The following is a 26,052-nucleotide window of genomic DNA, read 5'->3' as shown; positions in this document are numbered from 1 at the left end:
ACACAAGTGTGATCCTCAGAGGAGCCCCAGCTTTTCAGCACGCTCCAGCAGCATTCTGACTGAGGAAGGCTGCCAGCTGGTGCGACCGCGAGGGGTGCGCTCACGCATGGATTCCAGTCGGTCGCAGATTGCCTGCAAGGTGATCTCGGGGTCAGCACCTTTGATTGCGGCGACAATCGCAGGCAGGCGATCGTCGGTTTCGCGACGTCCAGCGCGTCCAAGCACTTCAGCAGGCAGGAATCCGTCCGCCACGTATGCCTTCACGGCGCGAAGCAAGCGGCTTTGCGTCCAGCGCCGATCATGGGGCAGGGGGCCATTGATGATCCGCAGGACGTCTTCCCAAGCCAGATCGGGGCGCAAACGGCGCACATGGGGCACCCAATCCTGCGCAGTTTCGTTCAAGCGCTCCATGTAGCCGTCCTGTCGCGCCAGCCGCACCTTGCGCAGCGCTTCAGGGTCCTTGGCGCGAAGACCTGGGTTGCCGCCGACGCGGCCCTTTGAGCGTGCCGAGGCAAGTCCGGCTTTGGTACGCTCGCGGATCAGAGCGCGTTCGAACTCAGCCGCAGCGCCCAGAACCTGCAACGTGAACTTGCCCTGGGGCGAGGCAGTGTCGATCGGGTCCTGGAGCGAGCGGAAGAACGCCCCCTTGCCCTCCAGTTTTTCGATCACCTCAAGTAGGTGCGACAAAGACCGCGCAAGCCGGTCGATCCGCACGACGACCAGCGTGTCGCCCTTGCCAATCCGCTCCAGCACACGTGCAAGCACGGGCCGCGCGCGATTGCCGCCCGAGGCGTGCTCTTCAAAGATCTCGGTGCATCCCGCAGACTGCAGTGCTTCAGACTGGGGCAGGGGGGTCTGATCCTCGGTGGAGACGCGCGCATAGCCAATCAGGGGCATGAAACTGGGCCGTTTGCAATTTAATATATCGCCAATAAACGACCGTTTGTAAACGAATGCAAGTAGGTGCTCTCTCGTCGCGTTCATCCTAAGACCCTTGGTTCCCTAGCGCTGAGCGCGATCTGAGAGGTTCCGCCGGCAGTCGCGCGAGCGTGCTATATAAAGGGCGTAGGCAACCGCCACAAAATCACTTGGGTAATGTGCAAAAAATAAGTATTTTGCACATATGAATACGAGAGCCTCTATTTTGACTGATGGTTACGACGACCCCCTCATCACTACCGAGGAGGATGCAGAGGCTCACGAAAAGGATCTCTGGTTTCTGCCGGGACCATTCGAAGAAGAACCAGATGATTTGCCTCCCGGGCCGCGTGCAGAACCGCCGGACACTGCCGTCATCGAAGACTGGGCAAAGGCAGAAGGCGTTCACGCTGCGCGGCTAGCAAAGGTGGCTGGACGCCTGGGAGCTCTGGATGACCGGCTGCTGCGCGGCCCGGAAGGCTGGCGGCATCGCCTCGCTCTTGTCGAGGCAGCGGCCCTCAGCTGGGTCGCAGGAGATCGGGTGAGTACTGATCGTCTGGCGCTCTGGGTATCCATGCGGCTGTCAGGTGCACAGGATGACCCAAATGCCTTGGCACGCGTTGGATGGGCTGTTCGGCGCTTGACAGGCGGTCCCGGACCGATGGCTGACCTGGCCGCTTTTCTGGATCGCCGCGACCCCGAGAACATTGAAGACAGCGCTGAGCGTTTCGAGGATCGCGCGGGTGGGTGGCTGGACGTCATGGCAGCCGCAAAGGGTCTCCACCCGATCACGCGGGCGTGCATGGGGTATCACCTGTGGAGCTTGGCGGGCCTCGGACGCCACGGCGACCAGATCGAAGCTGCCGTCACCGCGTCTAGGATCGCGACCAGCGATGGAAGCGGTGCCATCTTCGCGCCGCTCGCTATGGCCGGGGCCGGGGGGCTGCGCGTTTCGGGCTTGCCACCCGAGCGTTTGGCCCGCTGGTTGGATGGGATGAACAGCGCAATTCTAACGGCGATGCGAACACTTGATGATATTGAAGTGTGGATCGGGCGGGCAGAAAACGTCATGGCGCAATTATCTGGCCGCACGCCGGTTGCCTTGCGAAAGGTTTTCACGGAATGGCCCTTGGTCTCCGCCCCGATGGCTGAGGCCATGACCGGAGCCAGCCGCGCCGCCGTTCAGCGCAATCTCGCATGGATGGAGGCAAGCGGTTTGATCCGCGAGGTGACGGGGAACGGGAGGTATCGCATGTGGAAAGCTGACCTAATATAGGTCATTTGTCGAGGCTGACACCGGCTTGACCTGGCACGCTTTAGTGCCGCCCCAGATGATCGTTTAAGCCACTTTCCGTTCGAATGCGACAAGGCTTTTCCAGCCCAAAGCGTTCGTTAGCCATTCGTCTCACGTTTTTGTGACAATTGATCGCTTGAAGCTCCAGTGGGTGAAGGTTGTAACGGGGCGAAATAACGGAATGAGAGCCGGAGCCAGAGATGGCATCGTAGCATTTGCGAGTGGCGCAAGTTCCCTGTGCCGTGACGTTCCCGATCTCATGGTCGCGATATCGAAGCCGCTGTGCCTAAATTTCCAGACAATCTGCGACTTAACGAATTGTCGCTGCGCAACTTCGGACCAGGTATTGTGCGAGCAGTTTTCTCCTCCCTAGCAAACTGGAAACTGCAAGGATCGCATGTCTACTTACGAAAATTTGCCCTTGAACCTCTAGCCACTAGAAGTCCTATCTGTTCAAGGAGAACACATACCGTTCTTGCCATCAATCGCCGGTGAGAACCGAAAGGGTACGAAATGCTGACAAGACGACACTTCATTCAGACAACAACGGCGCTTTTTTCGGTGACCGGTCCCGGTATGGCTTTTGCCGACACTTGGCCCACCGAGGCTCAGAAGGCTGAATGGGACGCACAGGTGACGCCTCAGGGTTATGTTGCCGAGACTTCCAACCCATGGGGATTGCACCCGCGGTTCCTACCGCAACGTGTGGTCGCGAAGGCCGGTCTCGTGCCGGGAGATATCCATGTCGACGCGGTCGCACGATATCTTTACCACATTGAAGAGGGTGGAACCGCGATGCGCTACGGCGTGGCCATCGCGCGGGGGAACCTCTACGAGCCGGGTGTCTATACCATCAAGCGCAAGGTCAGGTGGCCGCACTGGCAACCGACACAGAGCATGATCAATCGCGACCCCGAACTTTATGCTGACATTGCCGATGGCATGGAACCGGGACCGGAAAACGCGCTTGGATCGAGGGCGCTGTATCTCTACGTCGGGGATCGCGATACCCTTTTGCGCATCCATGGCACTCCGAGCCCACGGAGTATCGGTGGCCGCGCAAGTTCGGGCTGCGTACGGATGGTCATGGCTCATATCAATGATCTTTACCCGAACGTCGAGACCGGCTCTACCGCCTATCTTTACTCGGCGGAGGACAGCGTGACTGCCCGCAGCTAAGCCAAGCAGCGGACGGCAAACGCAATTAAGTTTCGCGAGGGGTGCAGATACGATTGCCGTTCGCCGTGCGCAGCGGCAGCAAGGTTGTTTCTACGGGGCCGCTGTGTTTGTACCAGTAGCACCCGTCCTCGGGCACCAAGCGCGCGGTTGCAACATCCTGATCCGGGGCAGCCATTGCAATCACGGCTTCGGGAACTTTGCCCCGCCGGTCTGCCGAGTCGCCCGGTCCAGTCGGCTGGATTGCGCACCCGGCCGTAAGAGACAGCGCCACTGCAACAATTATTTTTTGCTTCAGCATCAAAACCCGCATCAAGCTTCCTTTCGTGTCTGTTTTTCTTTGCATCGGCTTTTCATGCCTCAAGGCGTGATGGAGCCGGTCGCCGCATCCTCTAGCAATAAAACAAACTGAAATACCACCGTATTTTGCTCTTGAAGCTCTAGCTACTGTAGGGGCTATGTCATGGTAAAGCACCCGAATCCAGAGGTCCATTCATGCCGCCCGACACCCATCGTCACGACCACGATCACGCCGAAGATGCCCAGACAAGCGGCGGCAGCTGCTGCGGGAGCGCCGGAACGTGCGGCGACATCGTTCCGGCGACCCCCGCGCCAGCGGGCGGGCGCAGTTTTCAGGTGTCCGGCCTCGATTGCGCCGAGGAGGTAGCAATCCTGAACAAGGTGGTCGGCCCGAAGATCGGCGGGGCCGAGCATCTCGCGTTCGACGTGATCAATGGGCGGATGACTATTCTCGACAGCGCCAAGAGTTTATCGGACGGCGAAATTGCAGAACTGGTCGCAAGCACCGGCATGACCGCCAAGCCTTGGGATGCCGAGAACGCGTCGGTCGACCAGGCGGCCCATCTTGCAAGACAGCGGCTGTTTACGGCGCTCAGTGGAGGCTTCTGGGCCGCGGGATTTCTGTGGCACATCATCGAGACCGGCATGGGCGGGGCGCTCGGCCTCTTCGCGGGTCACGGCGAAGCGCCGATGCCACTGGTCGAGGCAGGGCTGTTCGCGGTTGCGATCCTGTTCGGTGTCTGGCTCGTGGCACCCAAGGCATGGTCGTCCGCTCGGCGGCTGTCGCCCGACATGAACCTGCTCATGGTGGTCGCCGTGGCCGGTGCCATCGGGCTTGGCGAATTTTTCGAGGCGGCGACAGTCGCGTTCTTCTTTTCGCTCTCGCTCTACCTCGAAAGCTGGAGCGTCGGGCGTGCGAGGAATGCGGTTTCAGCTCTGCTCGACCTCGCGCCGCCGACGGCAAGAGTTCTTCATGATGACGGCTCGGAAGCGGACGTTCCGGCTTCTGCGGTTGCTATCAACGCACGTTTCATCGTGCGCGGCGGAGACCGCATCCCATTGGATGGTGAGGTTGTCGATGGGGCAGGGGCCGTCGATCAGGCGCCGATCACCGGAGAGAGTGCGCTGGTCCCAAAGGAACGGGGCGACGAAGTCTATGCCGGTACGATCAACGGCGAAGGCACACTGACGGTGCGCGCCACGAAGGCCGCCTCGGACACCGTGTTGGCCAAGATTATCCGCATGGTCGGCGACGCCCATGCCCGCCGCGCGCCGGTGGAGCAGTGGGTGGCGAAATTCGCCCGCATCTATACGCCTATCGTCATGGCTCTCGCCATTGCAATTGCCCTGCTGCCGCCGCTCATTTTCGGGGGGGCCTGGGATTATTGGTTCTACAATGCACTCGTGCTGCTGGTGATCGCTTGCCCATGCGCTCTGGTCATCTCGACACCGGTCTCCATCGTCGCTGCACTCACCGCCTCAGCGCGGGCCGGGGTGCTGATCAAGGGCGGTGCATATGTTGAGGCACCGGGCAAGACCACTGCACTGGCCATGGACAAGACCGGCACGATCACCATGGGCGAGCCCGAGGTGGCGGCGGTGCATCCGCTGGGCAAAGCATCGGCGCAAGATCTGATGACCCTCGCCGCTGGGCTGGAGGCACGTTCCTCGCATCCCTTGGCGCGCGCCATTCTTGCGCGGGCAGAAGCCGACGGCATCAAGGTATCCGCCGCGGAAGATACCCGAACCGTTCCGGGCAGGGGACTTGAAGGACGCACAGACGGCCGGTCGATCTGGCTGGGGTCGGACCGGTTTGCCGAGGAGAAGGGTTTCGGCGACGCCATTCCGAAGGATTTGCGCGACCGCATCGAAGGGGCTGGCAGCACCCTTGTTGCCGTGGGCGACGACACCGGTGTCACCGGCATCTTGGAATTGCGCGACCGTATCCGCCCGGATGCCAAAGGCATCGTGGCGCAGCTTCACGCGCAGGGTGTGAAGACCATCGTCATGCTGACCGGTGATAACGAGCGGACAGCGCGCGCTGTTGCAGCCGAGGTCGGCATCGACGAGGTCCGTGCCGAGCTTCTGCCCGAAGACAAGGTGACTGCCATCGAAGAACTGGTCGAAACGCATGACATGGTGGCCATGATCGGCGACGGGGTCAACGACGCCCCGGCCATGGCGCGCGCGCATTACGCCATCGCAATGGGTGCCGTTGGTTCGGACGCGGCAATCGAGACGGCGGATATAGCCCTGATGACCGACGATCTCGGCAAGGTGCCTTGGCTGATCGGTCATTCGCGCCGGACAATGTCGATCATTCATCAGAACATCGGTATTTCCTTGGCGACCAAGGGCGTTTTCGTTGTCGCTACCGCGTTCGGACTGGCATCGATGTGGGGCGCGATTGCAGCCGACGTAGGAGTGTCATTGCTGGTGGTGGCCAATGCCCTGCGCCTGCTGAACAGCCAAGAGGCCAAGGCGCCGCCGTCCGGCGGTGAGCAGGTTGGCCCACAGATGGCAAAGGCCGCGCTTGCCCACGGACATTGATCACGCAGCATTTGCAAGGTAACGTAATGTCCATAACAGACCTCACGAAAGAGGCATCGAGCAGTGAAAACCATCCGATTTCCCCGCCGCGCCGTCCTGTTGGGCGGGCTGGTAGCGTTTCTGTCCGGGTGTGCCAGCAAGTTCCGCAGCTATGACGGACCCGAAGTCACCCGTGTTCGGCTTTACAAGGGACAGCGCTTGCTTGTTCTCGACGGAGCCGATCGCGTCTTGCAAACCTATCCGGTCGGGCTGGGTTTCGCTCCTGAGGGTCACAAACAATTCGAGGGGGATGGCCGGACTCCGGAAGGAGTTTACACAATCGACAGGCGAAACCCCAACAGCACCTACCATCTTTCGATTGGCATCTCTTATCCGAACGAGGCCGACATCGCCTTTGCCGAAGCGCAGGGCCTTTCCCCCGGCGGCGACATCTTCATCCATGGTGGCCCACGCCCCGGCATCGACCCGACAAATGTCCGCGACTGGACAGCTGGCTGCATCGCGGTCACGGATCGGGAGATCGAGGACATCTATGCAATGGTGAAGGACGGGACACCTATCCACATCTTTGCATGACGGTCTTTCTCATGCGGCGGTAGTGAGCCGTCGCATTGGCGCCATTGCCCAGCTCCACGAAGCCAAGATGAGCGCCAACAGCATCCAGTCCCCGAAGCTCGCGTAGAGTGTCGGCGGTCGCGCGGAGGGCAGGCTAGCGTCGATGATGCCCGTTTCGCCGGTATCGAGCCGCGCAACGATCTCTCCGCTCGCGTCGATGACCGCAGAGATGCCCGTATTCGCGGCTCGGATGACTGGAAGGCCTTCCTCTACGGCGCGCATACGTGCGGAAGCCAGATGCTGCTCGGGTCCGATGCTGGTGCCAAACCAGGCATCGTTTGTCGCGTTGAAAATCCAGTCCGGCCGGAACAGGTCGTCGACCACATGCCCTGGGAAGATGATCTCATAGCAGATCGCCACGGCGACCAGCGGCACACCCGGAAGCGCAAGCGTTCTCGGGCCCGGTCCGGGCGTAAAATCGCCCAGACCCGCCGTGAGCCGCTCGATGGGCAACCAGCCGCGGAATGGCACATATTCGCCGAAGGGCACGAGATGGTGTTTCGCGTATCCGGTCAGGATCTCGCCGGTCTCGTCAAATGCCTGGACCGTGTTGAAATATCGGGTGCCATCCTCGCTCGGTACACGGTCCGGCACACCGGTAAGCAGCACTCTGCCGTCTGGTAGCGCTGCGGCAATGCGGGCCCGTGCCTCCGTATCCTCATCGAGGAAACCCGGAAAGGCGGTTTCCGGCCAGAGAAGCACGTCGAAATCGCCGGGCCGGGTTGAAAGCTCAAGATAGCGCGCGAAGGTCGCCTCGCGGTTCTCGGGAGCCCATTTCTCCTCTTGTGGAATGTTGCCCTGGACGATGCGCAGGTCGACACCGGGTGGCTGTTGTGCATCCGACTGGAGGCGCAGCGTGCCGACAGCCCACATCGTCGCGATTCCGGCCAGCGCCATGAGCGAGATGGTCAATCGTTGCCGCCCGGACGCCATAGCAGCCGCGCCAGGGAGTACCGCGACGAACACGGTGAGAAAGCTTAGCCCATAGCTTCCGACCCAGGCGGCGGTCTGGCGAAGGGCGGCGTAGTCTACAAGTGCGTAACCGGCCAGGTTCCAGGGAAACCCTGTCAGAACGTGACCACGCAACCACTCGGCCACGGTCCAGGAGGTCGCGAACAGGAGGCAGGCCAAGAGACTGCCCATGGCTCCGCGCCGCGCGATTTCGGCAAAAAGCGCAGCGGCAATGGCTGGGAAAATCGCGAGACCTGCGGACAATCCCGCGACCGCCGGAATCGCCATCGTCCCAAACCGCTCGGCCTCGACGTAGAAACTTTCCGCGATCCACCAAATCCCGAAACCGAACTGGCCGAGACCAAACGCCCAGCCGACGAGGAAAGCGCGCCCGAAGGAGAGATCGCGAAGCCCGACAAACAACGCGGAATAGGCAACGGGAACGAGCAGGAGAATCGAAAGAGGCGGGAAAGTCAGAACGGTCATCGCCCCGGCGGCGAAACCAAGCGTCATCCGCGAAAGCAAACGGTGGCGCAGAGCGATGCGGTTCAGAATTTCCGGCTTCACGACTTGATCGAACGCCGCGCGCTGATCCATGGCGCGGCGAGCAAGAGCCCCACGCCACTGACGACAAATACATCGGCCAAGTTGAAGGCAGGCCAATGTGTTGTGCCAATGTAGAAATCGAGAAAGTCTGTTACAGCCCGATACCGCACACGATCGATGACATTGCCCAGGGCTCCGCCAATGATCGCACCGTAGGCAAGCGTTTCCACCGCATTGTCGGCGCGAAACAGCATAACCCCCAGCCAAACACAGATGGCAAGAGCGAAAGCGATGAGGCTCCACCACGGCGCGCCGCCCAACATCCCGAAAGTCACGCCGTCATTACGATAAAAGACGAGGTTGAATCCCGGAAACACGGGAATTCCGGCGCTTAAAGTGACGGCATTCGCAACGACAATGGCTTTGGTGATCTGATCGATCGCGAACGCAGCAAGTGCTGCGAAGACGCCGATCATCGGAGATACCTTGTTTAGTGACATTGCCTCATCCCAACCAGACATCAAGGAACAGCATCAGAACGAGCCCGACTGCGAGACCGAGCGTCGCCCTGTTCTGATGGCCGCTGCGATGGGTTTCGGGGATGATTTCGTGGCTAATGACGTAGAGCATTGCGCCCGCGGCAAAGGCCAGACCCCATGGAAGCAGCGGTTCCGACAGTGTGATGATGCCGGCCCCGAGCAAACCGCCAATCGGCTCGATCATGCCCGTCAGCGCCGCGATGCCCCAGGCGCGCAGCTTCGGATATCCCTCGCCCAGCAGAGATACAGCGACGGCCAATCCTTCGGGCGCATTCTGAAGCCCGATGCCGATGGCGAGCGGCAGACCGCCCTCCATACCTCCGGATCCGAAGCCGACCCCAACCGCAAGGCCTTCGGGGAAGTTGTGGATCGTGATTGCGATGATGAACAGCCAGACCCGCCGCAAAGACGCCGCTTCGGGCCCTTCGCGTCCCGTCTTGAAGTGCTCGTGCGGCAGCTTTTCGTTCATCAGGGCGACAGCCCCCATGCCCAGAAGAATCGAAACGCATACGATGGCCGCAGGCATCGCGCCGTTTTCGAACATCGGCTCCGCCGCATCCAATGCCGGGATGATCAGCGAAAAGAAAGAAGCGGCGAGCATCACACCGGCAGCGAAGCCGAGCGACAGATCGCGTGTGGCCCGAGACGGGATGCGCCCGAACAGCACGGGAACTGCTCCGACTGCTGTGAGCGATCCGGCGGCAAGACTTCCGAGAAAGCCGAGCATTATCGGAGACAGATTTTCCATGGGCGGGCCAGATTATCCTTCGGCGTAGCTCGAAAAGACTTCCGTCGACCCGTCCTTGCGGATGAGGAAGACATCATAGGCCTCGCGGTCGTCTTCTGGCCCCATGCCGGGCGAGCCATAGGGCATCCCCGGAACAGCGAGGCCGACGGCGTCCGGGCGCTCCTCGAGAAGGCGGCGGATGTCAGCGGCCGGTACATGGCCCTCGATCACGTAGCCGTCAATGAGCGCGGTGTGGCAGGAGACCATGCGCTGCGGCACGCCGTTGTCTAGCTTGAAGCGCACGAGAAGCCCGCCGAACATGTCCTGGCCGGTCGGCACAAACCCGTTCTCTTCGAGATGTTTCATCCACGAGAGGCAGCAGCCGCATCCGTTGGTCTTGCGGACGTCGATCGCCGTTGCCTCTGCGAGGGCCTGGGCCGCTGGGAACAGGGCGAGCGTGATGGCAAGAACTTGTGTCATGCGTTTCATGGGTCAGAGCCTTTCGGTTGTCGTTTTGGCAATCTCGCTGCCGAGGTTTTCATTCAGAAGCGCCCGCGCCTCGGCCAGACGCGAGAGCGCGGCGGTATCATCCGCATCGCTCTCGGCCGCTTCGGCGAGCCGGTCGTCAGAGAGGGGGTCAGTCGGGCGCCCATCCACGAGCACCTCATAGTGCAGGTTCGGACCTGTCGCCGTGCCAGTCGCGCCGACGCGGCCGATCACGTCTCCCGCCGCAACGCGTTGGCCTTGTGCCAAGTCTTCCGGCACGGCGCTCAGATGCGCGTAGCGCGTCATGGTGTCGGAGCCGTGCAAGATTTCGACCACGCGACCATATCCGCCGCGCCAGCCGATGAAATTGACCCGCCCCGGTGCCGTCGCTTGAACCGGTGTCCCACGTGCCGCTGCAAAATCGACGCCGGTGTGCATCCGGACGTTGCCAAAGACCGGATGCGTGCGGCGTCCGAACACCGAGCTGAGGCGCGCACCCTCTACCGGCTGTGCGAAGACGCGCAGCACCTCGCCATCGACGTAGATCGTCGCCTGACCGCTGCCGTCGTCCGGCCATACGATCTCGTAAAGCGAACCGCCGATCTCCAGTGCGGCGAAGGCGAGTTCGGGCTGTCCGATCCTGTCCTCTCCGACCCGCGCCTCACGCCAGAGAAGCCTTAGTGTTTCGCCACCGGCCATCTCGCGGCGGAAATCCACGGTCCCACCCAGCATCTGCGCAAGGTCCACGGAAAAACGGGCGGGTATGCCGGCTTCGTCGAGTGCCGCGAAGATCGAGCTGTCGATCATGGCTTCGCCGGCAAGGGTTACGATTTCCGGATCCGGAGCCACGACCTGCGTGGACATCTGCTCGCCGAAAACCACCTCGATCCGAACCCCGTCCTCGACGGCGAGTGAGACGGTGCGGGGGCTGCCGTCCACGGTCGAAGCGACAGTGACCGAGTGCCCCGGCCGCAGCCGTCGCAGATCGTATTCCGCACCAAGCGCGAGGGCAACTTCGGCTCTGTCAGGTGCCGCAAGACCGGCCTCTGACAGCAAGAAATCGAGCGTTTCGCCCGGAGCAATGTCGCGCGACCACGTCGACAGGGGTGGCTCGATCGCTTGCACCGGCCTGTCGGCAAACGCGGCCTGCAGAAGGGGCAGCGGGCTGAGGTCGGGTGCATCGTCTGCCCATGCCGCCGCGGGCAGCGTCACGGGGATGTCAACGTTCTGGGGGGCTTCAGGACCTTGGGGCATCCAGCTACCTGCCTGGGCAAGTTCCGGCGGCACGGGTTCTTTCGACATGGAATCAGAGATGGCGATAGCCGCTCCCGAAACCGTCCCCGCAATTGCGACACAAGCCGCCAAAGTTCTGAGCCTCATGTCGCCCCCTCCATTTCTTCTTCCAGCGCGCGGCGGATCTTCGGCACCGCGAATTCTTTGGGCTCGTGATAGTCGATCATGGTGACGAATCGCCCAGAGGCTGCGAACAGGAAGACGCTCGCGGTGTGGTTCATCGTGTAATCGCCGCTCTCCGCCGGTACTCGCTCGTAGGTGGCGCGGAAGCCGTCCGCGACGCGCGCTATCTGCTCTTCCGGTCCCGTCCAGCCGCGGATCGCCGGATGGAAGTAGCCGACATATTCGGCCATCGTTTCGACAGTGTCGCGCTCGGGATCGACCGTGATGAAAACCACGTTCATCTCGTCGGCCTCGTCTCCCAGATCGTCGAGCCATCCCGAAATGTCAGAAAGCGTGGTCGGGCAGACATCGGGACAGTAGGTGAAGCCGAAGAACGCCATCGTCGGGCGACCGATCAGGGTTTCCGGCCCGACCGCGTTGCCCTCATGATCCGTCAGACGGAAATCCATCTCGGTCAGGGCCACAGGCCGCTGCCCGACAGGTTCGGGTCCACCGGGTCCATCGACCTGCCACCAACCGACGAAGAGCATCAGGGCGACCGCCCCGACACCAGCCGCGCCGTACCCCAGGACCGCCCGTCGCCGCATCAGTCCTCTGGCCCCCGCGCGGCGATTCCGAGGATCGGCACCTTGACCGTCACTTCGCCTCCGTCGTCGAAAAGCAGGGTCAGCGGAAAGGTGTCCCCTTCCGTCATCGGTTCTTGTAGCCGCATCAGCATTGCGTGCAGGCCCCCCGGTTCGAGCGCGACGCTCTCGCCCGGGGCGATCGCGATCTCCCCCGCCGGGCTCATGGAGCTCACACCTTCGGCATTGGTCTTCGTCTCGTGGATTTCGGGCATCATCGCGAGCGGTGTTGTAAGGCCGATCAGCGTCACCGGCTCGTCGCCAGTGTTGCGGATCGTCATGTAAGCGGCCCCGGGACGGTTCATCCCGATGGAGGCGCGGGACCACGCGTTCTCGACGACAACATCCTCGGGTCCGGCCAGCGCGGGCACCGAGAGCCCTCCAAGGGTCAAAAGCGCGGCCAGTGTGCCAGTCAAAATATACTTTTTCATCGTTCTGATCCTGCCCTTTCCATTCAGCTTTGCGCGGCAGCGACTTCGGCGGCCACCAGACGACGCAACTCTGCCTCCCCGAATGGATCGAGCGGCTTGCCGTTCACAAAGAATGTGGGCGTCTGGCGAATTCCCACGGCCTCGACGTCAGCACGATCCTGGTTAAGGATCGCCACGACACCGGGTGCCAGCATTTGCGTGCGCGCGGCTTCGGCATCGAGTCCGGCCGTGGCGGCGATCTGAAGGATCAGGCCAGGCGCCGGGGCACCGTGCGACGCCCATCTCGGCTGTTCCCGCAGAACGGCCTCGAGCACCGGCACGTAAACGTCCTGCATGCGCGCCGCTTCGAGCACGCGGATGGCTTCCTCGGATGCCGCGCCGTGGAAGGGCGTGTAGCGGATCACGACGCGGACAGCTTCCCCATGCTCGGCCATGATGTCCTTCACGATGGGATGAAAGGCGCGACAGGCCTCGCAGGCCGGATCGAAGAATTCGACGATCGTGACGGGCGCATCCGCAGGCCCGAGGATGGGCGAGTAGGGGCGGATCATCGCCTCCGCAAGTTCCGGAGCAACGGGCTCCGCTTCGGCCACTGGGCCGGGGCGGATTGCAAACCAGGTGGCTCCGCCGAAACCGGCGGCGCCGAGGGCAAGAACGGACAGGATCAGGCCGCGTCGATTCATGTTCGTGTGTCCTTCAATGAAAGGGCCGACAGCGCCCCGATCAGCGCGAAGGCGGCGAGCGCCATCAGCGGGATAGGGATGCCGAAGACCAGTTGGTTGTCATCGGTGCAAGAGGGGCCGGTGGCCGTGCAGGGCTGGACGCGTTCGGGAACAAGACCGACGTACAGCCCCATGTGCCAGAGGGCGATTGCGCCGCCGCCAAGCGCCAATGCGATGCCGTAGCGCCCCACGCGGCCGTCCCGCCACCAAAGGCCGAGCCCGAGGACAATGGCCAAGGGGAACATGAAGGCGCGCTGGAACCAGCACAGCACACAGGGCGTCTGCCCCAGCACCTCGCCGACAAAAAGCACGGCAAGCGAGGCGACGAGCGCGATGATCCACGCCAGCCCGAGGGCTGTTTCTCCGGACATACGGTTCATGTCGGTCAGAACCTCTCTTCCAGATCGGCGAGTATCTCTTCGGCGGAGGTGCCGTAGGGCCACGAGTCGGCGAAGCCCGCGTCGGGATCGAAGAGGAACAAATGCGACGTGTGGCCCATCGTGTAACCATCCGGCGCCGCAGCCTCTTCGACGCGTTCAAAGAAGATCGGAAACGTCTCGGATGTGGCGGCGATCTGTTCCGGCGTGCCGGTCAGACCGATGATGCCCGCATCGAACAGCGGGACGTATTCGGCGAGTGCGGCGGGCGTGTCCCGTTCGGGGTCGATGGTGATGAAAATCGGCTGGACCTTGGCGGCATCGTCGCCCAGACCGTCCATCACCGCCGCGACCTCAGATAGGGTCGTCGGGCAGACGTCGGGGCAGTTGGTAAAGCCGAAAAAAACCAGCATCCAGCGCCCCGCAAAGTCCTCCTCGGTTTGAACCATACCCTGGTGGTCCGTCAGTTCGAACTCAGCGAAAAAAGGCGGCTCGGCGTCAGTTCGGGCGCTATCGGCACGATAATCGGACCATAGCAAGAGCCATACGAAGGCAAGCGCTGCCACGCCTGCCAAAACCCAAAGAAACTTCTGTGCCGATGTAAGGGACAATCCTGTTCGCCTGTTTTTGATTCTTATTGCAAGTGCGGATACATCCTCTAGCCGCTAGAGGTTCAAGCACGAAATCATGGTATAGCTTGAACTCACGCGTCTGTGAAACCGACACTTGTTTATTCCGACGGCAAAACCTACACAAACTGTATCTTTTTCATGGAGGCGAAAATGCTCACGATCGGTACTCTGTCAAAGAAGACTGGCACGAAGGTGCAGACCATCCGGTACTACGAACAGATTGGGCTCATGCCCGAACCTGGCAGGACCGAAGGCGGGCAGAGGCGCTACGACAATGCACAGCTCGACCGGCTGTCCTTCATCCGCCATTCGCGACAACTCGGTTTCTCGCTCGATGCGATCCGCGAGCTGCTCGACCTCAGCGACCATCCCAACCGGCCCTGTGATGAGGCTGATGCCATCGCGCGTCGCCAGCTCAAACAGGTGGAGCAGCGCATGGCCCGCCTGAAGGCGCTGCGCACGGAACTGAAACGCATGGTTCACGAATGCAGCGGCGGGCGGACGGGAGATTGCAAGGTGCTTGAGGTGTTGCGGGACCATTCGGAATGCTTGACCGAACACGAGGAAATCGGGGCCTGAAGGAATTCAGCCAACATTCCGGCTGGAACGCAGATCTGCCGCAGAAGTTAATGTGTCGTACAACACAAGCTGGAACCACAAAATGGCCGCTAGACAAGATTCAATGGAGAGACGGACGCTTTGGATCGTTCTGGCGCTCAATATCGGTTTGGCCGTGGCTTTTTTCGCAACAGGCGCCTTCGGCGACTCAAGTGCCCTGATCGCCAACGGGCTCGATAACCTCTCCGACAGCTTCGTCTACGCGATCAGCCTTTTCGCTTTGTCCCGATCCGCCAAATGGAAACGCGGGGCGGCGAACGTTTCCGGCGGGCTGCTGATCCTGTTCGCTGCAGGCATCCTCTACGATGCGTGGCGCCGCTACATCGGTGGGTCAGATCCGCTCGGGACGATCATGATTGCAATGGCCCTGATCGCGGCGGCTATCAACGCAGTCTGCGTTTGGCTGCTCGCTAAGCTCAAAAATCCAAACGTCAATATCCGCGCGGCCAACACCTTCAGTTACAACGATTTCGCCGCGAACCTCGGGATCGTCGTGGCCGGTGGCCTCGTCGCTTGGCTAGGAACCAACTGGCCGGACCTTGTCGTCGGTGTGATCGTCGCCGGGATCGCGGCCTGGGGCGGTATCGACATCCTGCGCGACGCACACGGCGAACACCACAAAGCGGTTCACACGGACAAATAGTTGCGGGAGATTCTTTCTGAAAGAAAGGATTGAAGCTATAGTGACTATAGCAATTAGTCTTGTTCCAAGACGATTCGAGGAGCGACCCGTTGCAGATGATCGACCCCCTACTTGTACCCACCAAACTACTGGATTTTGATGCCGCGCCTCTTGCGCGTCTAATTGAGAACCGCAGCTGGCGCGGCTTATCCGAATACGATCGGATCGGAGCTGCCTATGATTTCGTTCGGAATGAAATCGCGTTCGGATACAATCGAGCTGACGACATCCCCGCATCCGAAGTGCTTTCCGACGGCTATGGGCAGTGCAATACCAAAAGCACGCTCTTGATGGCGCTGCTGCGTGGTGTCGGCATTCGTTGCCGGTTGCATGGGTTTACGATCCACAAAGGCTTGCAGCGCGGTGTTGTCCCTGAGCTGGTGTATCCGCTTGCTCCGCAGGAAATTCTCCACTCATGGGTCGAGATCGAATTTCAAGGTGCCTGGATCAACCTTGAAGGCTTCATCCTGGATGACGCTTTCCTCGATGTCCTGCAAACGTCATTCTCGGACACAGAAAGTCTCTGCGGTTATGGCGCGGGCACGGATTGCCTTGGCGCGCCTCCCGTCGCCTGGAACGGAGAAGATACCTACATTCAGAAAACCGGCATCGTGCAGGATTTCGGCGTGTTTGATACGCCGGACGCCTTCTATTTTTCCCATGAGCAATCCTTTGGATGGCTGCGTGGTGCCCTTTACCGTCATATCATACGCCACTGGATGAATGCGCGCGTTCGTGGTTTCCGCAGCGACCGCCTCAAGACTGACCGACGCGCGACACACGCGCATGAGGAGCCTGCCAATGCCACATGACCACGGGCACGCGCATATCGATCCGGATTCTGGCGATCGGCGGGTTGCCATCGCGATCTGGGCGAACGGGCTTCTTACCGTTGCGCAAATCGTCGGGGGCATATTGTCGGGCAGCCTGGCACTGATCGCCGATGCGCTGCACAACTTTTCCGATATGGCCTCGCTTGTCATTGCCTTTGCCGCACGCAAGATCGCGCGCCGCCCGGCCGATGAGCGCATGACCTTCGGCTATGGCCGGGTCGAAATCGTCGCGGCCCTGATCAACTACACCACCCTCATCGTGATCGGCTTCTATCTGATCTACGAAGGTGGCATGCGCATGATTGATCCACCCGAAGTCATGGGGTGGACCGTCGTCATTCTCGGTGGAATCGCGCTTGTGGTCGACACGCTGACCGCAATGCTGACCTATTCGATGCAGAAGGGGAGCGTGAACATCCGTGCGCTTTTTCTCCACAACCTTTCGGATGCGCTTGCTTCGGTCGCGGTTATCGTCGCTGGGTCGCTGATCATCCTTTACGACATGCGTTGGGTCGATCCTGCCATCACCATCGGCATCGCGACCTACATCCTGTATCTGTCTTTCACTGAAATAGGCGGCCCAATCCGAACCCTGATGCTCGGGAGCCCGCCGGACATCGACAACGAGGCCGTCGTCGAAGCGATGCGGAAAGTCGAAGGCGTCGCCGACGTCCACCACGTCCATCTCTGGCAAATGCAAGAGCACGAGGCTGCGCTCGACTGTCATGTCGTCGTGGCAGCCGAGGGATGGTCGAAGATCGAAGAGATCAAGAGCGCGATCAAGGAGCGGCTGAAGGAAGAATTCGGCATCAGCCATTCCAGCCTCGAATTCGAGCACGAGGATCGCGCTCATCAGAACGCCGATCTCTACGGTCACGGCAACGCAAGTGAAAAGGAGAAGACCAATGTTCAAGGAAACGCTGACCGAGCGTGATGATGTCATCGGGCTCGTCTGCGAAGGCAAGTTGACGGAGACAGAATTCAAGTAAATGCACGCGCTGCTTCATGAGCGTCTTGGAACAACCGATAATCCGGGTCTGGTTCTCGACCTTACAAGTTTCGAGGGCTACGAAGAGCCTTCGGCGATGCTAGAAGATCTGAAGGTCGACACCGCCCACGCGAACGATTTCGGTCGCATAGCGGTTGTCGGAGAACGCAGATGGATGGAATGGGGCGCACGGGTGGTCAACCTATTGACGGGCTCCGAGATGCAGTGGTTCGAATCCAGCGATACCGAGTCCGCAATTGCGTGGGCGCGTGACGGGTAGCCAGCGATTCTGCAAGAAAAGGACTCTGGCCTGGAAATTGACATCACATCAGATGCTTCACGATTAATGGAGGAACGGAACGATCTAAATGTAGTCAGCAACATTTGTCTGCTCGGATGAAACAATCCGATGCAGTTTGATGTCGACTTTAGGCTGCATAATAAGTCCCTACGCGCTGAATTCTTCGAAATTTAACATAAACTTCATTATGCGTCTTTATACTTGGTGTTGCGATAGTATAATATCGTATGTATGCTGGACTCCTGTCGCGTAGCCCTTAATTGTGAGATGGGAAATCCAACGAAATCAACGGCTGAGCTTTGCCCTTAAATATGAGATTTTGCCTTTAATTCTGATATTTTTGCCCTTAAACCTGAGACAGGGTTCACAGACATTTGCGGCAAATATCGATGGATGGTGATGGCGAAGACTGCGTTGCTGTTGGTGCTGAAGAGGCGCGCAGGGCCGCGGTGCTGCGCCCTCTTGTTCAGGCATATCTCAATGGGACTGGCAGCCTGGAACGTGGCATCAATGACGCCGTTTGGGAGCTTGGTGTCAGCAGGGCGACGGTCTGGCGTTGGATAAAACGGTTGGCGGAAGAGGGTGGGCGCACCAGCGCTCTGGCTCCGCGGAAACGGGGCCGCCCGACCGGGACGATGTTAATATCCAGCAAAGTCGAAGCGGTAATCGAGGAGCACCTTCGCCGCTATTTCTTGCGCCGGGAGCGTTCGAGCTTGTCGCGCGTCGTGACAGAAATCCGCAGCGCTTGCTGGCAGGAGGGCTTGCAACCGCCGACACGGCGAACGGTTCAGCGTCGTCTGGATGCGATGGATGCCCGCGAAGTTGCGAAGGCACGAGAGGGCGCAAAGGCGGCCCGCCAGAAATTTGCGCCGGTCACAGGTGAGAACAAGGCCAGTATGCCACTGGAGATCGTCCAAATTGATCATACACCGGCGGACATCATTCTTGTCGACGGCTTTGAACGCAAACCAATTGGGCGGCCTTGGGTCACGCTGGCGATCGACGTCGCAACGCGGATGGTGACCGGATATTACACCTCTCTCGAGGCACCTTCGCGTCTGTCAGTGGCGCTTTGCCTGACACAGGCGGTGGCCCTCAAGGAGGAACTTCTTGCGGAATTGGCGTGCGATGTTCCTTGGCCGGCACAGGGCAAACCGCACAGCATCCACGTCGATAACGGTCGCGATTTCCGGTCGCGCGCCTTTCGGTCGGCCTGTGCGGATTGGGGGATCGATCTGGTCTATCGACCGCCAGCAAGTCCTCACTTCGGTGGTCACATCGAACGGTTGATCGGCACCATGATGGGGGCCGTTCACCTGTTGCCGGGAACAACGCAATCCTCGATCGCGGCAAAGGGCGACTATGACGCCGAAAGCAAGGCCACGATGACGTTGAGCGAATTCGATCGCTGGTTTGCTCTGGAAATCTGCCGTTACAACAACAGCATTCATTCAAGTCTTGGCTGCACGCCCGTTGCCAAATGGGAGGCGCTCTCAGAGCAAATGACAGGCGACATCCCCTTCGAGATGGAAGCCTTTCAGGTGAGCTTCCTGCCGAGTGAACTGCGCAAGATCAGGCGTGACGGCATCCATCTGTTCCAGATAAGGTACTGGTCCGATGCCCTTGCAGGCCACATTGGGCGCGGGGATGGAAAGGTGGTCGTTCGCTACGATCCTCGCGATATCTCAATGATCTGGGTCGAACTGGACGATGGCCGGTATGTTGAGGCGCGGTACAGAAACCTGGAAATTCCGCCCGTCTCGCTCTGGGAATATCGCGAAGCGATGAGGAAGGCCCGTGCCCTTGGCAAGTCCGGGTCTAATGAGCTGGTGCTGGCTGAGCTGATCCGACAGCAACGCCAGATCGAAGCTGAAAGCCGGGGCCTGACGAAGGCCGAACGCAGAACCCGTGAAAGAAAAGGGACATTGAAGGGCACGAACTCGGCCGTCTCGACAACCGAAGGGCTGCGCCCGATCGATACGGGTGATACATCGCGCCCATTGTTCAAGGTGGAGAGATGGTGAATTGAGGGCAGGGACAACTGAAGAAGACGGCCGGATCGCCCTCATTCAATCGGATATCTGGATCGGCTTTCCTCGGGCGGAACAGGTGTTGGACCGCTTGCAGGGCATGATCGAAGCGCCACGACAAACCCGTATGCCTGGGCTTCTTGTGCATGGCGCCTCCGGGATCGGAAAGACGATGATTGCCCGAAACCTGTCGCGCAAGTACGCACCAGAATACGATCCGGCGTCGGGCATCACCCGCACACCGCTTCTGCTGTTGCAAGCGCCGCCCGCACCTGATGAACGGCGGTTTTACCTGCACATCCTGGCCGCCGTCGGCGCCCCGGCGACGGCTCTTAGCGCCCGCGCTCAAAATGTGGCTTCCCTCGAAGTCCGTGTCATCGCGCTCTTACGCGACCTTGGCCTGCGGATGATCATGATCGACGAGGTCCACAATCTCTTGGCCGGGACCCACCGCGAACAGCGCCGATTTCTCAATGTCCTGCGGTATCTCAGCAATGAACTCGAGGTGTCACTGGTCTGCCTTGGGGTCAGCGAGGCCGTCGATGCTATTCGCGGTGATATCCAGCTTGCCCGACGGCTGGACGAACATCATCTGCCAAACTGGCGCGACGATGCCGAGTTCTCGGACATGATCCAGACCCTTATTGCTGCCATGCCACTGGAAAAGAAGTCCAACCTGAAGGTCAAATCTCTCAAGCAGGTCTTGGCACTGACCGGTGGGGTGACCTCGCGCATCTTCGCTCTGGTCAAGGATCTTTCCATCGACGCCATTATCACAGGCGAGGAATGCATCACCGATGACGCAATCGCAAAATGGACGCCGGTTTGGTCGCGCCATGCGAACCCCCATCGGCGGCTCCAGAAGTCCCGGGTGTGAAGCCGCACCCGCTGCCCAAGACTGTCGCGCCGCTGCCAGACGAGTTGTTGTCAGGTTGGTTGTCTCGGCTGGCGGCGGCCAACTACTGTGATGATGCGGAACTACTGGCTCATCTCAGAATCGATACCGCGCATGGCACCGCCTTGGACTTCAACGTCGACGCGGCTGCGGCGGCGAAGATTGCCAACGCCGCACGGGTTAACCCAGATGTTGTTCGATCTTTGACCTTTCCGGCAATGACGCCACGAGAAGCCTCGCTGACGGCTCAGATGCCATTCCAGCATTGCATGCAATGCGCCAGAGAGGGTCTTTCGCTCAGGCATTGGAGGCGGGCCTGGGCATTTGACTGCCAAGTTTGCGGGACGAGACTTGTGCAGACCCTTGGCAAACTCCGTGAGGAACAAATATCTGGAAAACTGATATACCGAGCGCGCCGCGGGGCAGAGATGCTTGAGTGCGCCGCGCGCTCGCGCGGCCCCAAGCAACTTCGGCGCGCAATGCGCGCAGTCACCTTTGCCATGTCACTCAAAACCTTCCGCGGGGATCCGTCGTTCGCTGTCCAGAACCCCAGATCGGAAGTTAGGCTGTTCTGCCTCGCCGCAATCGCCGCCGCTCGATCTCATCCCTTGGCTAAGGCAGCCATCGTCAGCAAAAGCATCGACGACTATGCAAGGGTTGCTCTCTTGCGCGCCTTCGAGAAGGAGCCTCGATTGCTTGCCGCGGTTGATCACATCGCGCAAAGGTGCGCGAGAAACAGGGGCCCCATGACAGCCGTATCTCACAATTAAGGGCAAAAATTGTCGCCAAACGCGTCGCGTCTCAGATTAAAGGGCAACGCGACAATGGCCTTCACATCCTGGCGCCGCCCGCGCAACGCGCTGTGGAACTCGTCGAATATCAAAAGGCGCGGCTTCAGGCGCTCGAGAAGATGATCGACCTGATCGCCGGCGCGGGACAGGCTGCGCCAGCCAGCGGCTTGTGGTGCGCGCAATCCGGACAGGATGCTGGCATAGAAATGCGACAGCCCTGCACCTTCCCGGGTCTGGATCACCCACACCTTTTGTTGGTCGGCGGCACGCAGATGTTCGACGGCGAAGCGTTCGGCGATCATGGTCTTGCCGTTGTGGTAGGGACCGGCAAGCAGCAAACCGCGTGGGCGCAGGGATCGCGGTCGCTCGAGCAGCAGTCGCATCGCGTCATGCGCCGCGCCGGCCGCCGGATGGCTGATCCAGCGCGGCGCGCGCACATGGGCGATCCGCACTGCGTCATCGGCCTGCAAGAGTGGGACGGTGGCGGACATGAGGTGGTCCGGCACCTTACCAATCCTCGACCGGGAAGACGCGCCGCGGACGATCCGGGTCGAGCTTTGCCTGGGCCGAGGCGGAAGGCGCAGCGAAGTCGGCATAAGGCTTCTTTGCCTCGGTGGCATGCCGGGCGCGGGTCATCTCCTTCAAACGGCTTTTGGGGGTTTTGGCGGCGGCAACAGTTGCGGCGATTTCGCGTCGGATCGCTGATGCCTCCTGCACAGGGCGCCGCTGGATTTCGCGCCGCCTCTGTCGATCCGCCTGGTGCTGCCAGAGCGTGATCGGCTCGGCCAGTCCGTCCCGTCGCCTGACCGGCCGCCAGGCATGGGTATCCGGATCCTTGACGTAGACATGGCTGATGTCGCGAGGATCATAGCACAGATCCAGCGGCTCCAGCCGGTCACGACGCGCGACCAGCGGGCCCAGCCAGGGCTCGAAATAGTCGATGGCGAAGAGAGTGATGCCTTGAGGTGAAATTTTTCGCGTCTTGCGCGGCAGGAAATTCAGCAGCACATCGACAGGTGCATCGATCGGCTGGTCTTTCGGCTGGAACCGATCTTCCCACTCCTTCTCCGGAACGGTCAGCTTGCGCGCATTCTGGCTCAGGTTGTGGTCGATGATCGCGAGCGCGATGCAGCGTTCAAGATCCGCGAAGCTGAGCCGTGCCCGCGCTTCCGAGGCATAGTCGCCCCGATCCGCGATGGAACGCCCCGTCTTGCCCGGCAAAGCCCGCAGCGCCGTGTTCACTTTCCCCAGCAGGCGTTCGACGACTCCGCCCCGATGCACGGTGCCCTTGTTCCGCATGCGAATGGAAATGCCATAGTCCGCGCATCCTCTGCTGAAGGTGCTGCTTTGGAATTCCTTGGCGGAATCGACGACGATCTGCTTTGGGCGACCGTGCATCGGCCAAGCATGATCGATACTGCGTTCTGCCAGCCAGTCAATCTTGCAGCACATCGCGTGCGCCAGACAAAGTGCCACAGACAGTCGCGACGGCCGCTCGAGGGTCAGGCAGAAGCCGATGATCGCGCTCGTCGCCACATCGGCAGCGATGGTCAGGTATGGCCGCCCGACTAAGACACCGTGGTCATCAATAACCTCGACAAACTGGATGTCTGCCGGCGTGTGATCGATCTGGACAACGTCGAGCGCGTGGTTAGCCCGGATGTAGCCCGGTCGCGGCTTCAGCCGGTGCAGGTGTTTACTATCCGACAGGCGGCGGCGGGCAATTTCTTCCGGGGTGAACAGGATGGGAATGCGCCGGGCGACAGTGACATAGGCGGGCGGAGTGTGCCCTTCCTCTGCGCAGCGGGTGCGGATCTCTTCAACGATCGGTGCAAGGTCCGGCTGCTCCGGGCGCAACCACATCTCCCGCAGGGTCACCGCGATGATGTTCTCGACTGCGGGGTTGATCCTCGGTTTAGCAGTCGCACGATGGCTTTTGTGTTGACCGTCGCTTCCAGAACGATCTCGTCCTCCACATTTAGCCGCTTTGCAAATTTCAGGATATGCTCGCGCTCAAGCTCCAGGCGACCGGCATCCCTGATCTTGCCGTTCTCCAGGATCGCCACTTGTGCGAAGGTACGATGCACATCGAGGGCAATGATCTTCATGATTGGCTCCTTTCAATGTTCAAAAACAAGGGAGCCAGCGGGCCACACGACAACTACGGATCCGCGCTCGCAGCGCAACCGGGCAAGTCGAAGGGGCGGCCAGATAACAACTCGAGCTCTCAGCTCATGAGATACTTCGGCCTGCCCGCCATTCGTGCTCCCAACACCCCAATCCCGGTGGGTCAATTCTAACCCACATCGAGGTATTATAAACCTCCGATTGGGGTGCCGAGATCATTCATGCCGGATAACAACATCGTTGAGCAGGATCACCGAGGCGTAAAACGGCGGATCAGGCCGATGTTGGGCTTCAAGTCATTCAGATCAGCAACTGCAACTTTGGACGGTATAGAAACGGCACACATGATCAGGAAAGGAGAGTTGGGAAGTGGTTGCCCCTTCGAGATCTATGCCAGTCTTGCCGCGTGACGCGCAACCGAGGAAGCGTCTTTCTTGGCCACACTGAACTTTGCGACGGAACCCCCTCTGTGACTAGCGCGTCGATCCAATCTATCCGGGTAGGGTCGTCAGTCGGACTCAAGTAGAAACTTGAAAAGCCGGGCCGCTGGGCCGGTCTCGGCGCTTGATGTGATTTGCGCGATGAAAAACTGCTTTCTCAAAGGCATTCCTTCGAGCCTTGCTCGTGCCAGCGAGCCCGAAGCAATTTCGCCTCGCACCGCCGTCTCCAGCACGATGGACGCGCCCAGACCGGCGGCCACGCTGCGCTTAACTGCCTCGGTCGAGCCCACATTGCCGATGGTGTCGACATCTTCTGCTTGGGGCCCTAGTGCTTCTGTCAGAAGGGTGCCGGTCCCGCTGCCGCGCTCGCCGCCCAGCATCTTGAGCGTCTTGAGTTCGGCAAAGCTGATCTCTTCGCGCGTGGCAAGTGGATGATCGCTTGGCAGGATGACGATCATTTCATCGCTGAGCCAAGGAGCCACCGTTACGGCGGGGTGGGAAATTGGCCACTCCATCGCGGCGATGTCGATCTCTTCGGCCAGCAACATCTGCGCAACGCGAGGGTTTGGGGCTGAGATGACCTCCCATCGCATCTGCGATGATGTCTGTTTGAGAAAGGATGCCAGCGCATCCGGCATGAAGTATGATGCGATGTTGCCGCTGCACCCGATCTTGAGCGACTCGGATAAAACGGCGGCCTGTGCCCTTTGAGTGGATGTAAGAATCTGCTGTGCATGTGGCAGGAGTCGCAGCCCGGCGTCGGTCAGGCGGCTGCCGCTATGGCTGCGCTGGATCAAGGGCGCGCCTAAGTCCTCCTCCAATTTCTTGATATGTTGCGACAGGGTAGGCTGCGCGATGCCGATCCGGACGGCGGCAGTCTGGAAGCTGCCGAGTTCGGCCAGCGCGACGAAGCTTTTGAGAACAGTCGGGTTCACGTCTCGAGCACCTCGGGATTGACGGCGTGGCGCGGCCGCTTGCCAGAAAGAAAGGCGATGATCTCATCGGCGGCCTCGGCTGCAATCTGGCGGCGCACCTCGCTGACTGCCGATCCGATATGCGGTGTCAGAACCGTTTGGTCACAGGCGAGGAGCGCTGGATGAACTTGCCTTGGCCGATCCGGGCGATGCCAATCCTCCATCTCGAACGTGTCCGCGGCATAGCCGGCAAGGCGGCCTGTGTTCAGCGCCTCCACGACGGCGGCCTCATCCACCAACGATCCGCGCGCGGGATTGACCAGATAAGCCCCTTGTTTCATCGCTGCTAGAAAAGATACATTCACGATGTGCTTGGTCTGGTCCGTCAATGGCAGCGCAAGGATGATGAAGTCAGACAGGCGGGTGAGATCATCGAGCGGAGCGTACTGCGCATCGAGAGCTTTTTCCGTCGTGGGGTCGAGGCGATTTTCGTCGAAGTAGATGCGCCGGCCTCGAAAACCCGAAAGGAGCCGCATTGTCTCGCGGCCCACTGCACCGCCGCCGATGATGCCCACGGTCGCGCCTTGCAGGCTGCCACCATAAAAATTGGGCCGCCACCCGGCGAACGTTCCTGACCGTAGATGCGCGTCTCCCGCACGCATGTTCCGTGCGAGCGCAATGCTGAGGCCAATGGCCAACTCGGCCGTCGGCTCGGTCAAAAGGTTCGGAACATAGGTCAACAGCACCCTGGCATCTGTGCAGGCCCGCTGATCAAGATTATCGAAGCCTTTCAATGCGCCGGCAATAATCTTCAATTTGGGGCAGGCGTCCAGAAATGGGCGGTCGACGCACTCGGTCATGAAGGCCATCAACGCCGATGCATCCGCGCAAGCCGCACGCAATTCGTCGTCGGCGAGTGGATCGCGCCCCTCGCTGGTCACGACATCCCCGTGCGCTGAAAGGCGTGCCAGCGTCTCATCTTCGATCCAGTTGGGCACTACAATTTTGACCATTATCCAACATCCTTAGCTGCGATTTTCCAATCACTAACAGCAAGGAACATATATCGCAATATGTAATAAAACTGTCATATATATTGCGTATCAAAGAACTAACAGAAGGAGAATCGG

At 60.4% G+C, this 26,052-nt stretch carries 29 protein-coding genes and 1 pseudogene; 13 read left to right on the top strand and 17 right to left on the bottom strand.

Annotation, left to right across the window (positions count from 1 at the left end):
* Positions 1 to 15 precede the first annotated feature (15 nt).
* On the bottom strand, positions 16 to 897 hold the full coding sequence (locus tag DW2_RS13410) for a recombinase family protein (RefSeq protein ID WP_038147529.1): 882 nt from the start codon (positions 895 to 897) through the stop codon (positions 16 to 18).
* A 226-nt stretch (positions 898 to 1,123) separates the two neighbouring features.
* Here DW2_RS13410 and DW2_RS13405 point away from each other — a divergent pair, with 226 nt between their 5' ends.
* Together DW2_RS13405 and DW2_RS13400 are read left to right on the top strand one after the other, a co-directional pair.
* Positions 1,124 to 2,194 (top strand): hypothetical protein, encoded by a 1,071-nt coding sequence (locus tag DW2_RS13405; RefSeq protein WP_038068700.1) that lies wholly within the window; start codon positions 1,124 to 1,126, stop codon positions 2,192 to 2,194.
* A 531-nt stretch (positions 2,195 to 2,725) separates the two neighbouring features.
* Complete coding sequence (locus DW2_RS13400; protein WP_026155629.1) at positions 2,726 to 3,391, top strand: L,D-transpeptidase; 666 nt, start codon at positions 2,726 to 2,728, stop codon at positions 3,389 to 3,391.
* Positions 3,392 to 3,416: 25 nt separating this feature from the next.
* Here the strand turns inward: DW2_RS13400 and DW2_RS13395 are convergent, their stop codons facing one another.
* Positions 3,417 to 3,701, bottom strand: a complete 285-nt coding sequence (locus DW2_RS13395; protein ID WP_038068706.1) for a hypothetical protein — start codon at positions 3,699 to 3,701, stop codon at positions 3,417 to 3,419.
* A gap of 182 nt (positions 3,702 to 3,883) precedes the next feature.
* Between DW2_RS13395 and DW2_RS13390 the strand changes: the two genes are divergently transcribed.
* Positions 3,884 to 6,238 carry a heavy metal translocating P-type ATPase gene (locus DW2_RS13390; RefSeq protein WP_018001712.1) on the top strand — a complete coding sequence of 785 codons (2,355 nt, stop codon included), beginning with the start codon at positions 3,884 to 3,886 and terminating at the stop codon, positions 6,236 to 6,238.
* Between the two features lie 63 nt (positions 6,239 to 6,301).
* A complete protein-coding gene (locus tag DW2_RS13385) occupies positions 6,302 to 6,814 on the top strand; it encodes a L,D-transpeptidase family protein (protein ID WP_018001713.1) in 513 nt (170 codons plus the stop codon).
* Positions 6,815 to 6,823: 9 nt separating this feature from the next.
* Here the strand turns inward: DW2_RS13385 and lnt are convergent, their stop codons facing one another.
* From lnt to DW2_RS13335, 10 genes are read right to left on the bottom strand one after another with little or no spacing between them, the layout of a single operon-like run.
* Positions 6,824 to 8,401, bottom strand: coding sequence for an apolipoprotein N-acyltransferase (gene lnt / locus DW2_RS13380; RefSeq protein ID WP_018001714.1), 1,578 nt, complete (start codon positions 8,399 to 8,401; stop codon positions 6,824 to 6,826).
* Positions 8,368 to 8,826, bottom strand: coding sequence for a signal peptidase II (gene lspA, locus DW2_RS13375; protein WP_018001715.1), 459 nt, complete (start codon positions 8,824 to 8,826; stop codon positions 8,368 to 8,370). Before lspA ends, lnt begins: the two co-directional genes overlap by 34 nt.
* Positions 8,827 to 8,854: 28 nt before the next feature.
* The gene (locus DW2_RS13370; protein WP_026155630.1) at positions 8,855 to 9,637 is read right to left on the bottom strand and encodes a ZIP family metal transporter; all 783 of its coding nucleotides are present in this window, start codon (positions 9,635 to 9,637) and stop codon (positions 8,855 to 8,857) included.
* Between the two features lie 12 nt (positions 9,638 to 9,649).
* Positions 9,650 to 10,105, bottom strand: a complete 456-nt coding sequence (locus DW2_RS13365; protein WP_018001717.1) for a DUF411 domain-containing protein — start codon at positions 10,103 to 10,105, stop codon at positions 9,650 to 9,652.
* Between the two features lie 3 nt (positions 10,106 to 10,108).
* On the bottom strand, positions 10,109 to 11,482 hold the full coding sequence (locus tag DW2_RS13360) for a M23 family metallopeptidase (RefSeq protein ID WP_026155631.1): 1,374 nt from the start codon (positions 11,480 to 11,482) through the stop codon (positions 10,109 to 10,111).
* Positions 11,479 to 12,105, bottom strand: coding sequence for an SCO family protein (locus DW2_RS13355; RefSeq protein ID WP_026155632.1), 627 nt, complete (start codon positions 12,103 to 12,105; stop codon positions 11,479 to 11,481). The genes DW2_RS13360 and DW2_RS13355 overlap by 4 nt, the downstream gene beginning before the upstream one ends.
* A complete protein-coding gene (locus DW2_RS13350) occupies positions 12,105 to 12,572 on the bottom strand; it encodes a copper chaperone PCu(A)C (RefSeq protein ID WP_018001720.1) in 468 nt (155 codons plus the stop codon). The genes DW2_RS13355 and DW2_RS13350 overlap by 1 nt, the downstream gene beginning before the upstream one ends.
* A 23-nt stretch (positions 12,573 to 12,595) precedes the next feature.
* Positions 12,596 to 13,255: a DsbA family protein gene (locus DW2_RS13345; RefSeq protein WP_018001721.1), complete on the bottom strand. Its 660-nt coding sequence runs from the start codon at positions 13,253 to 13,255 to the stop codon at positions 12,596 to 12,598.
* On the bottom strand, positions 13,252 to 13,674 hold the full coding sequence (locus tag DW2_RS13340; protein WP_018001722.1) for a disulfide bond formation protein B: 423 nt from the start codon (positions 13,672 to 13,674) through the stop codon (positions 13,252 to 13,254). Before DW2_RS13340 ends, DW2_RS13345 begins: the two co-directional genes overlap by 4 nt.
* Before the next feature lie 5 nt (positions 13,675 to 13,679).
* Positions 13,680 to 14,282, bottom strand: coding sequence for an SCO family protein (locus DW2_RS13335; protein WP_018001723.1), 603 nt, complete (start codon positions 14,280 to 14,282; stop codon positions 13,680 to 13,682).
* A 171-nt stretch (positions 14,283 to 14,453) separates the two neighbouring features.
* Here DW2_RS13335 and DW2_RS13330 point away from each other — a divergent pair, with 171 nt between their 5' ends.
* The 8 genes from DW2_RS13330 to DW2_RS13295 all read left to right on the top strand — a co-directional run bounded on the left by DW2_RS13330 (position 14,454) and on the right by DW2_RS13295 (position 21,420).
* Entirely contained in the window at positions 14,454 to 14,882 is a 429-nt protein-coding gene (locus DW2_RS13330) for a MerR family transcriptional regulator (RefSeq protein ID WP_013959865.1), read from the top strand.
* Positions 14,883 to 14,985: 103 nt separating this feature from the next.
* Positions 14,986 to 15,564 (top strand): cation efflux transmembrane domain-containing protein, encoded by a 579-nt coding sequence (locus DW2_RS13325; protein ID WP_009573601.1) that lies wholly within the window; start codon positions 14,986 to 14,988, stop codon positions 15,562 to 15,564.
* A gap of 95 nt (positions 15,565 to 15,659) precedes the next feature.
* Positions 15,660 to 16,415, top strand: coding sequence for a transglutaminase-like domain-containing protein (locus DW2_RS13320; RefSeq protein WP_026155634.1), 756 nt, complete (start codon positions 15,660 to 15,662; stop codon positions 16,413 to 16,415).
* The gene (locus DW2_RS13315; protein WP_010138164.1) at positions 16,405 to 17,370 is read left to right on the top strand and encodes a cation diffusion facilitator family transporter; all 966 of its coding nucleotides are present in this window, start codon (positions 16,405 to 16,407) and stop codon (positions 17,368 to 17,370) included. Before DW2_RS13320 ends, DW2_RS13315 begins: the two co-directional genes overlap by 11 nt.
* 55 nt (positions 17,371 to 17,425) lie before the next feature.
* Complete coding sequence (locus DW2_RS13310; RefSeq protein WP_234988885.1) at positions 17,426 to 17,704, top strand: SpoIIAA family protein; 279 nt, start codon at positions 17,426 to 17,428, stop codon at positions 17,702 to 17,704.
* Positions 17,705 to 18,114: 410 nt separating this feature from the next.
* Positions 18,115 to 19,749: a Mu transposase C-terminal domain-containing protein gene (locus tag DW2_RS13305; RefSeq protein ID WP_156102976.1), complete on the top strand. Its 1,635-nt coding sequence runs from the start codon at positions 18,115 to 18,117 to the stop codon at positions 19,747 to 19,749.
* A 1-nt stretch (position 19,750) separates the two neighbouring features.
* On the top strand, positions 19,751 to 20,632 hold the full coding sequence (locus DW2_RS13300) for a TniB family NTP-binding protein (RefSeq protein WP_038147410.1): 882 nt from the start codon (positions 19,751 to 19,753) through the stop codon (positions 20,630 to 20,632).
* Positions 20,629 to 21,420: a TniQ family protein gene (locus DW2_RS13295; RefSeq protein ID WP_038147409.1), complete on the top strand. Its 792-nt coding sequence runs from the start codon at positions 20,629 to 20,631 to the stop codon at positions 21,418 to 21,420. Before DW2_RS13300 ends, DW2_RS13295 begins: the two co-directional genes overlap by 4 nt.
* Here the strand turns inward: DW2_RS13295 and DW2_RS13290 are convergent.
* The 3 genes from DW2_RS13290 to DW2_RS13280 are packed head-to-tail and all read right to left on the bottom strand — an operon-like array spanning position 21,417 to position 23,549.
* A complete protein-coding gene (locus DW2_RS13290) occupies positions 21,417 to 21,932 on the bottom strand; it encodes a TniB family NTP-binding protein (RefSeq protein WP_238321334.1) in 516 nt (171 codons plus the stop codon). The two genes, DW2_RS13295 and DW2_RS13290, sit on opposite strands and share 4 nt — an antisense overlap.
* Positions 21,933 to 21,948: 16 nt before the next feature.
* Positions 21,949 to 23,298, bottom strand: a complete 1,350-nt coding sequence (locus DW2_RS13285) for a Mu transposase C-terminal domain-containing protein (RefSeq protein WP_238321333.1) — start codon at positions 23,296 to 23,298, stop codon at positions 21,949 to 21,951.
* A 17-nt stretch (positions 23,299 to 23,315) separates the two neighbouring features.
* Positions 23,316 to 23,549: a hypothetical protein gene (locus DW2_RS13280; RefSeq protein ID WP_009573530.1), complete on the bottom strand. Its 234-nt coding sequence runs from the start codon at positions 23,547 to 23,549 to the stop codon at positions 23,316 to 23,318.
* A 249-nt stretch (positions 23,550 to 23,798) separates the two neighbouring features.
* Between DW2_RS13280 and DW2_RS19420 the strand changes: the two are divergent.
* A pseudogene (locus tag DW2_RS19420) lies at positions 23,799 to 23,978 on the top strand (DDE-type integrase/transposase/recombinase); the annotation flags it as partial.
* A gap of 98 nt (positions 23,979 to 24,076) precedes the next feature.
* Here DW2_RS19420 and DW2_RS13275 read toward each other — a convergent pair.
* Together DW2_RS13275 and DW2_RS13270 are read right to left on the bottom strand one after the other, a co-directional pair.
* Positions 24,077 to 24,943 carry a LysR family transcriptional regulator gene (locus tag DW2_RS13275; protein ID WP_009573532.1) on the bottom strand — a complete coding sequence of 289 codons (867 nt, stop codon included), beginning with the start codon at positions 24,941 to 24,943 and terminating at the stop codon, positions 24,077 to 24,079.
* Positions 24,940 to 25,935: an NAD(P)-dependent oxidoreductase gene (locus DW2_RS13270; protein WP_038147407.1), complete on the bottom strand. Its 996-nt coding sequence runs from the start codon at positions 25,933 to 25,935 to the stop codon at positions 24,940 to 24,942. Before DW2_RS13270 ends, DW2_RS13275 begins: the two co-directional genes overlap by 4 nt.
* Between the last annotated feature and the right edge of the window lie 117 nt (positions 25,936 to 26,052).

The sequence above is a fragment of the Thioclava atlantica genome (assembly GCF_000737065.1).
Taxonomy (GTDB): Bacteria; Pseudomonadota; Alphaproteobacteria; order Rhodobacterales; family Rhodobacteraceae; genus Thioclava; species Thioclava atlantica.
The sequence above is the reverse complement of the archived record's forward strand: the minus strand, read 5'-3'. Positions and strand labels throughout refer to the sequence as shown.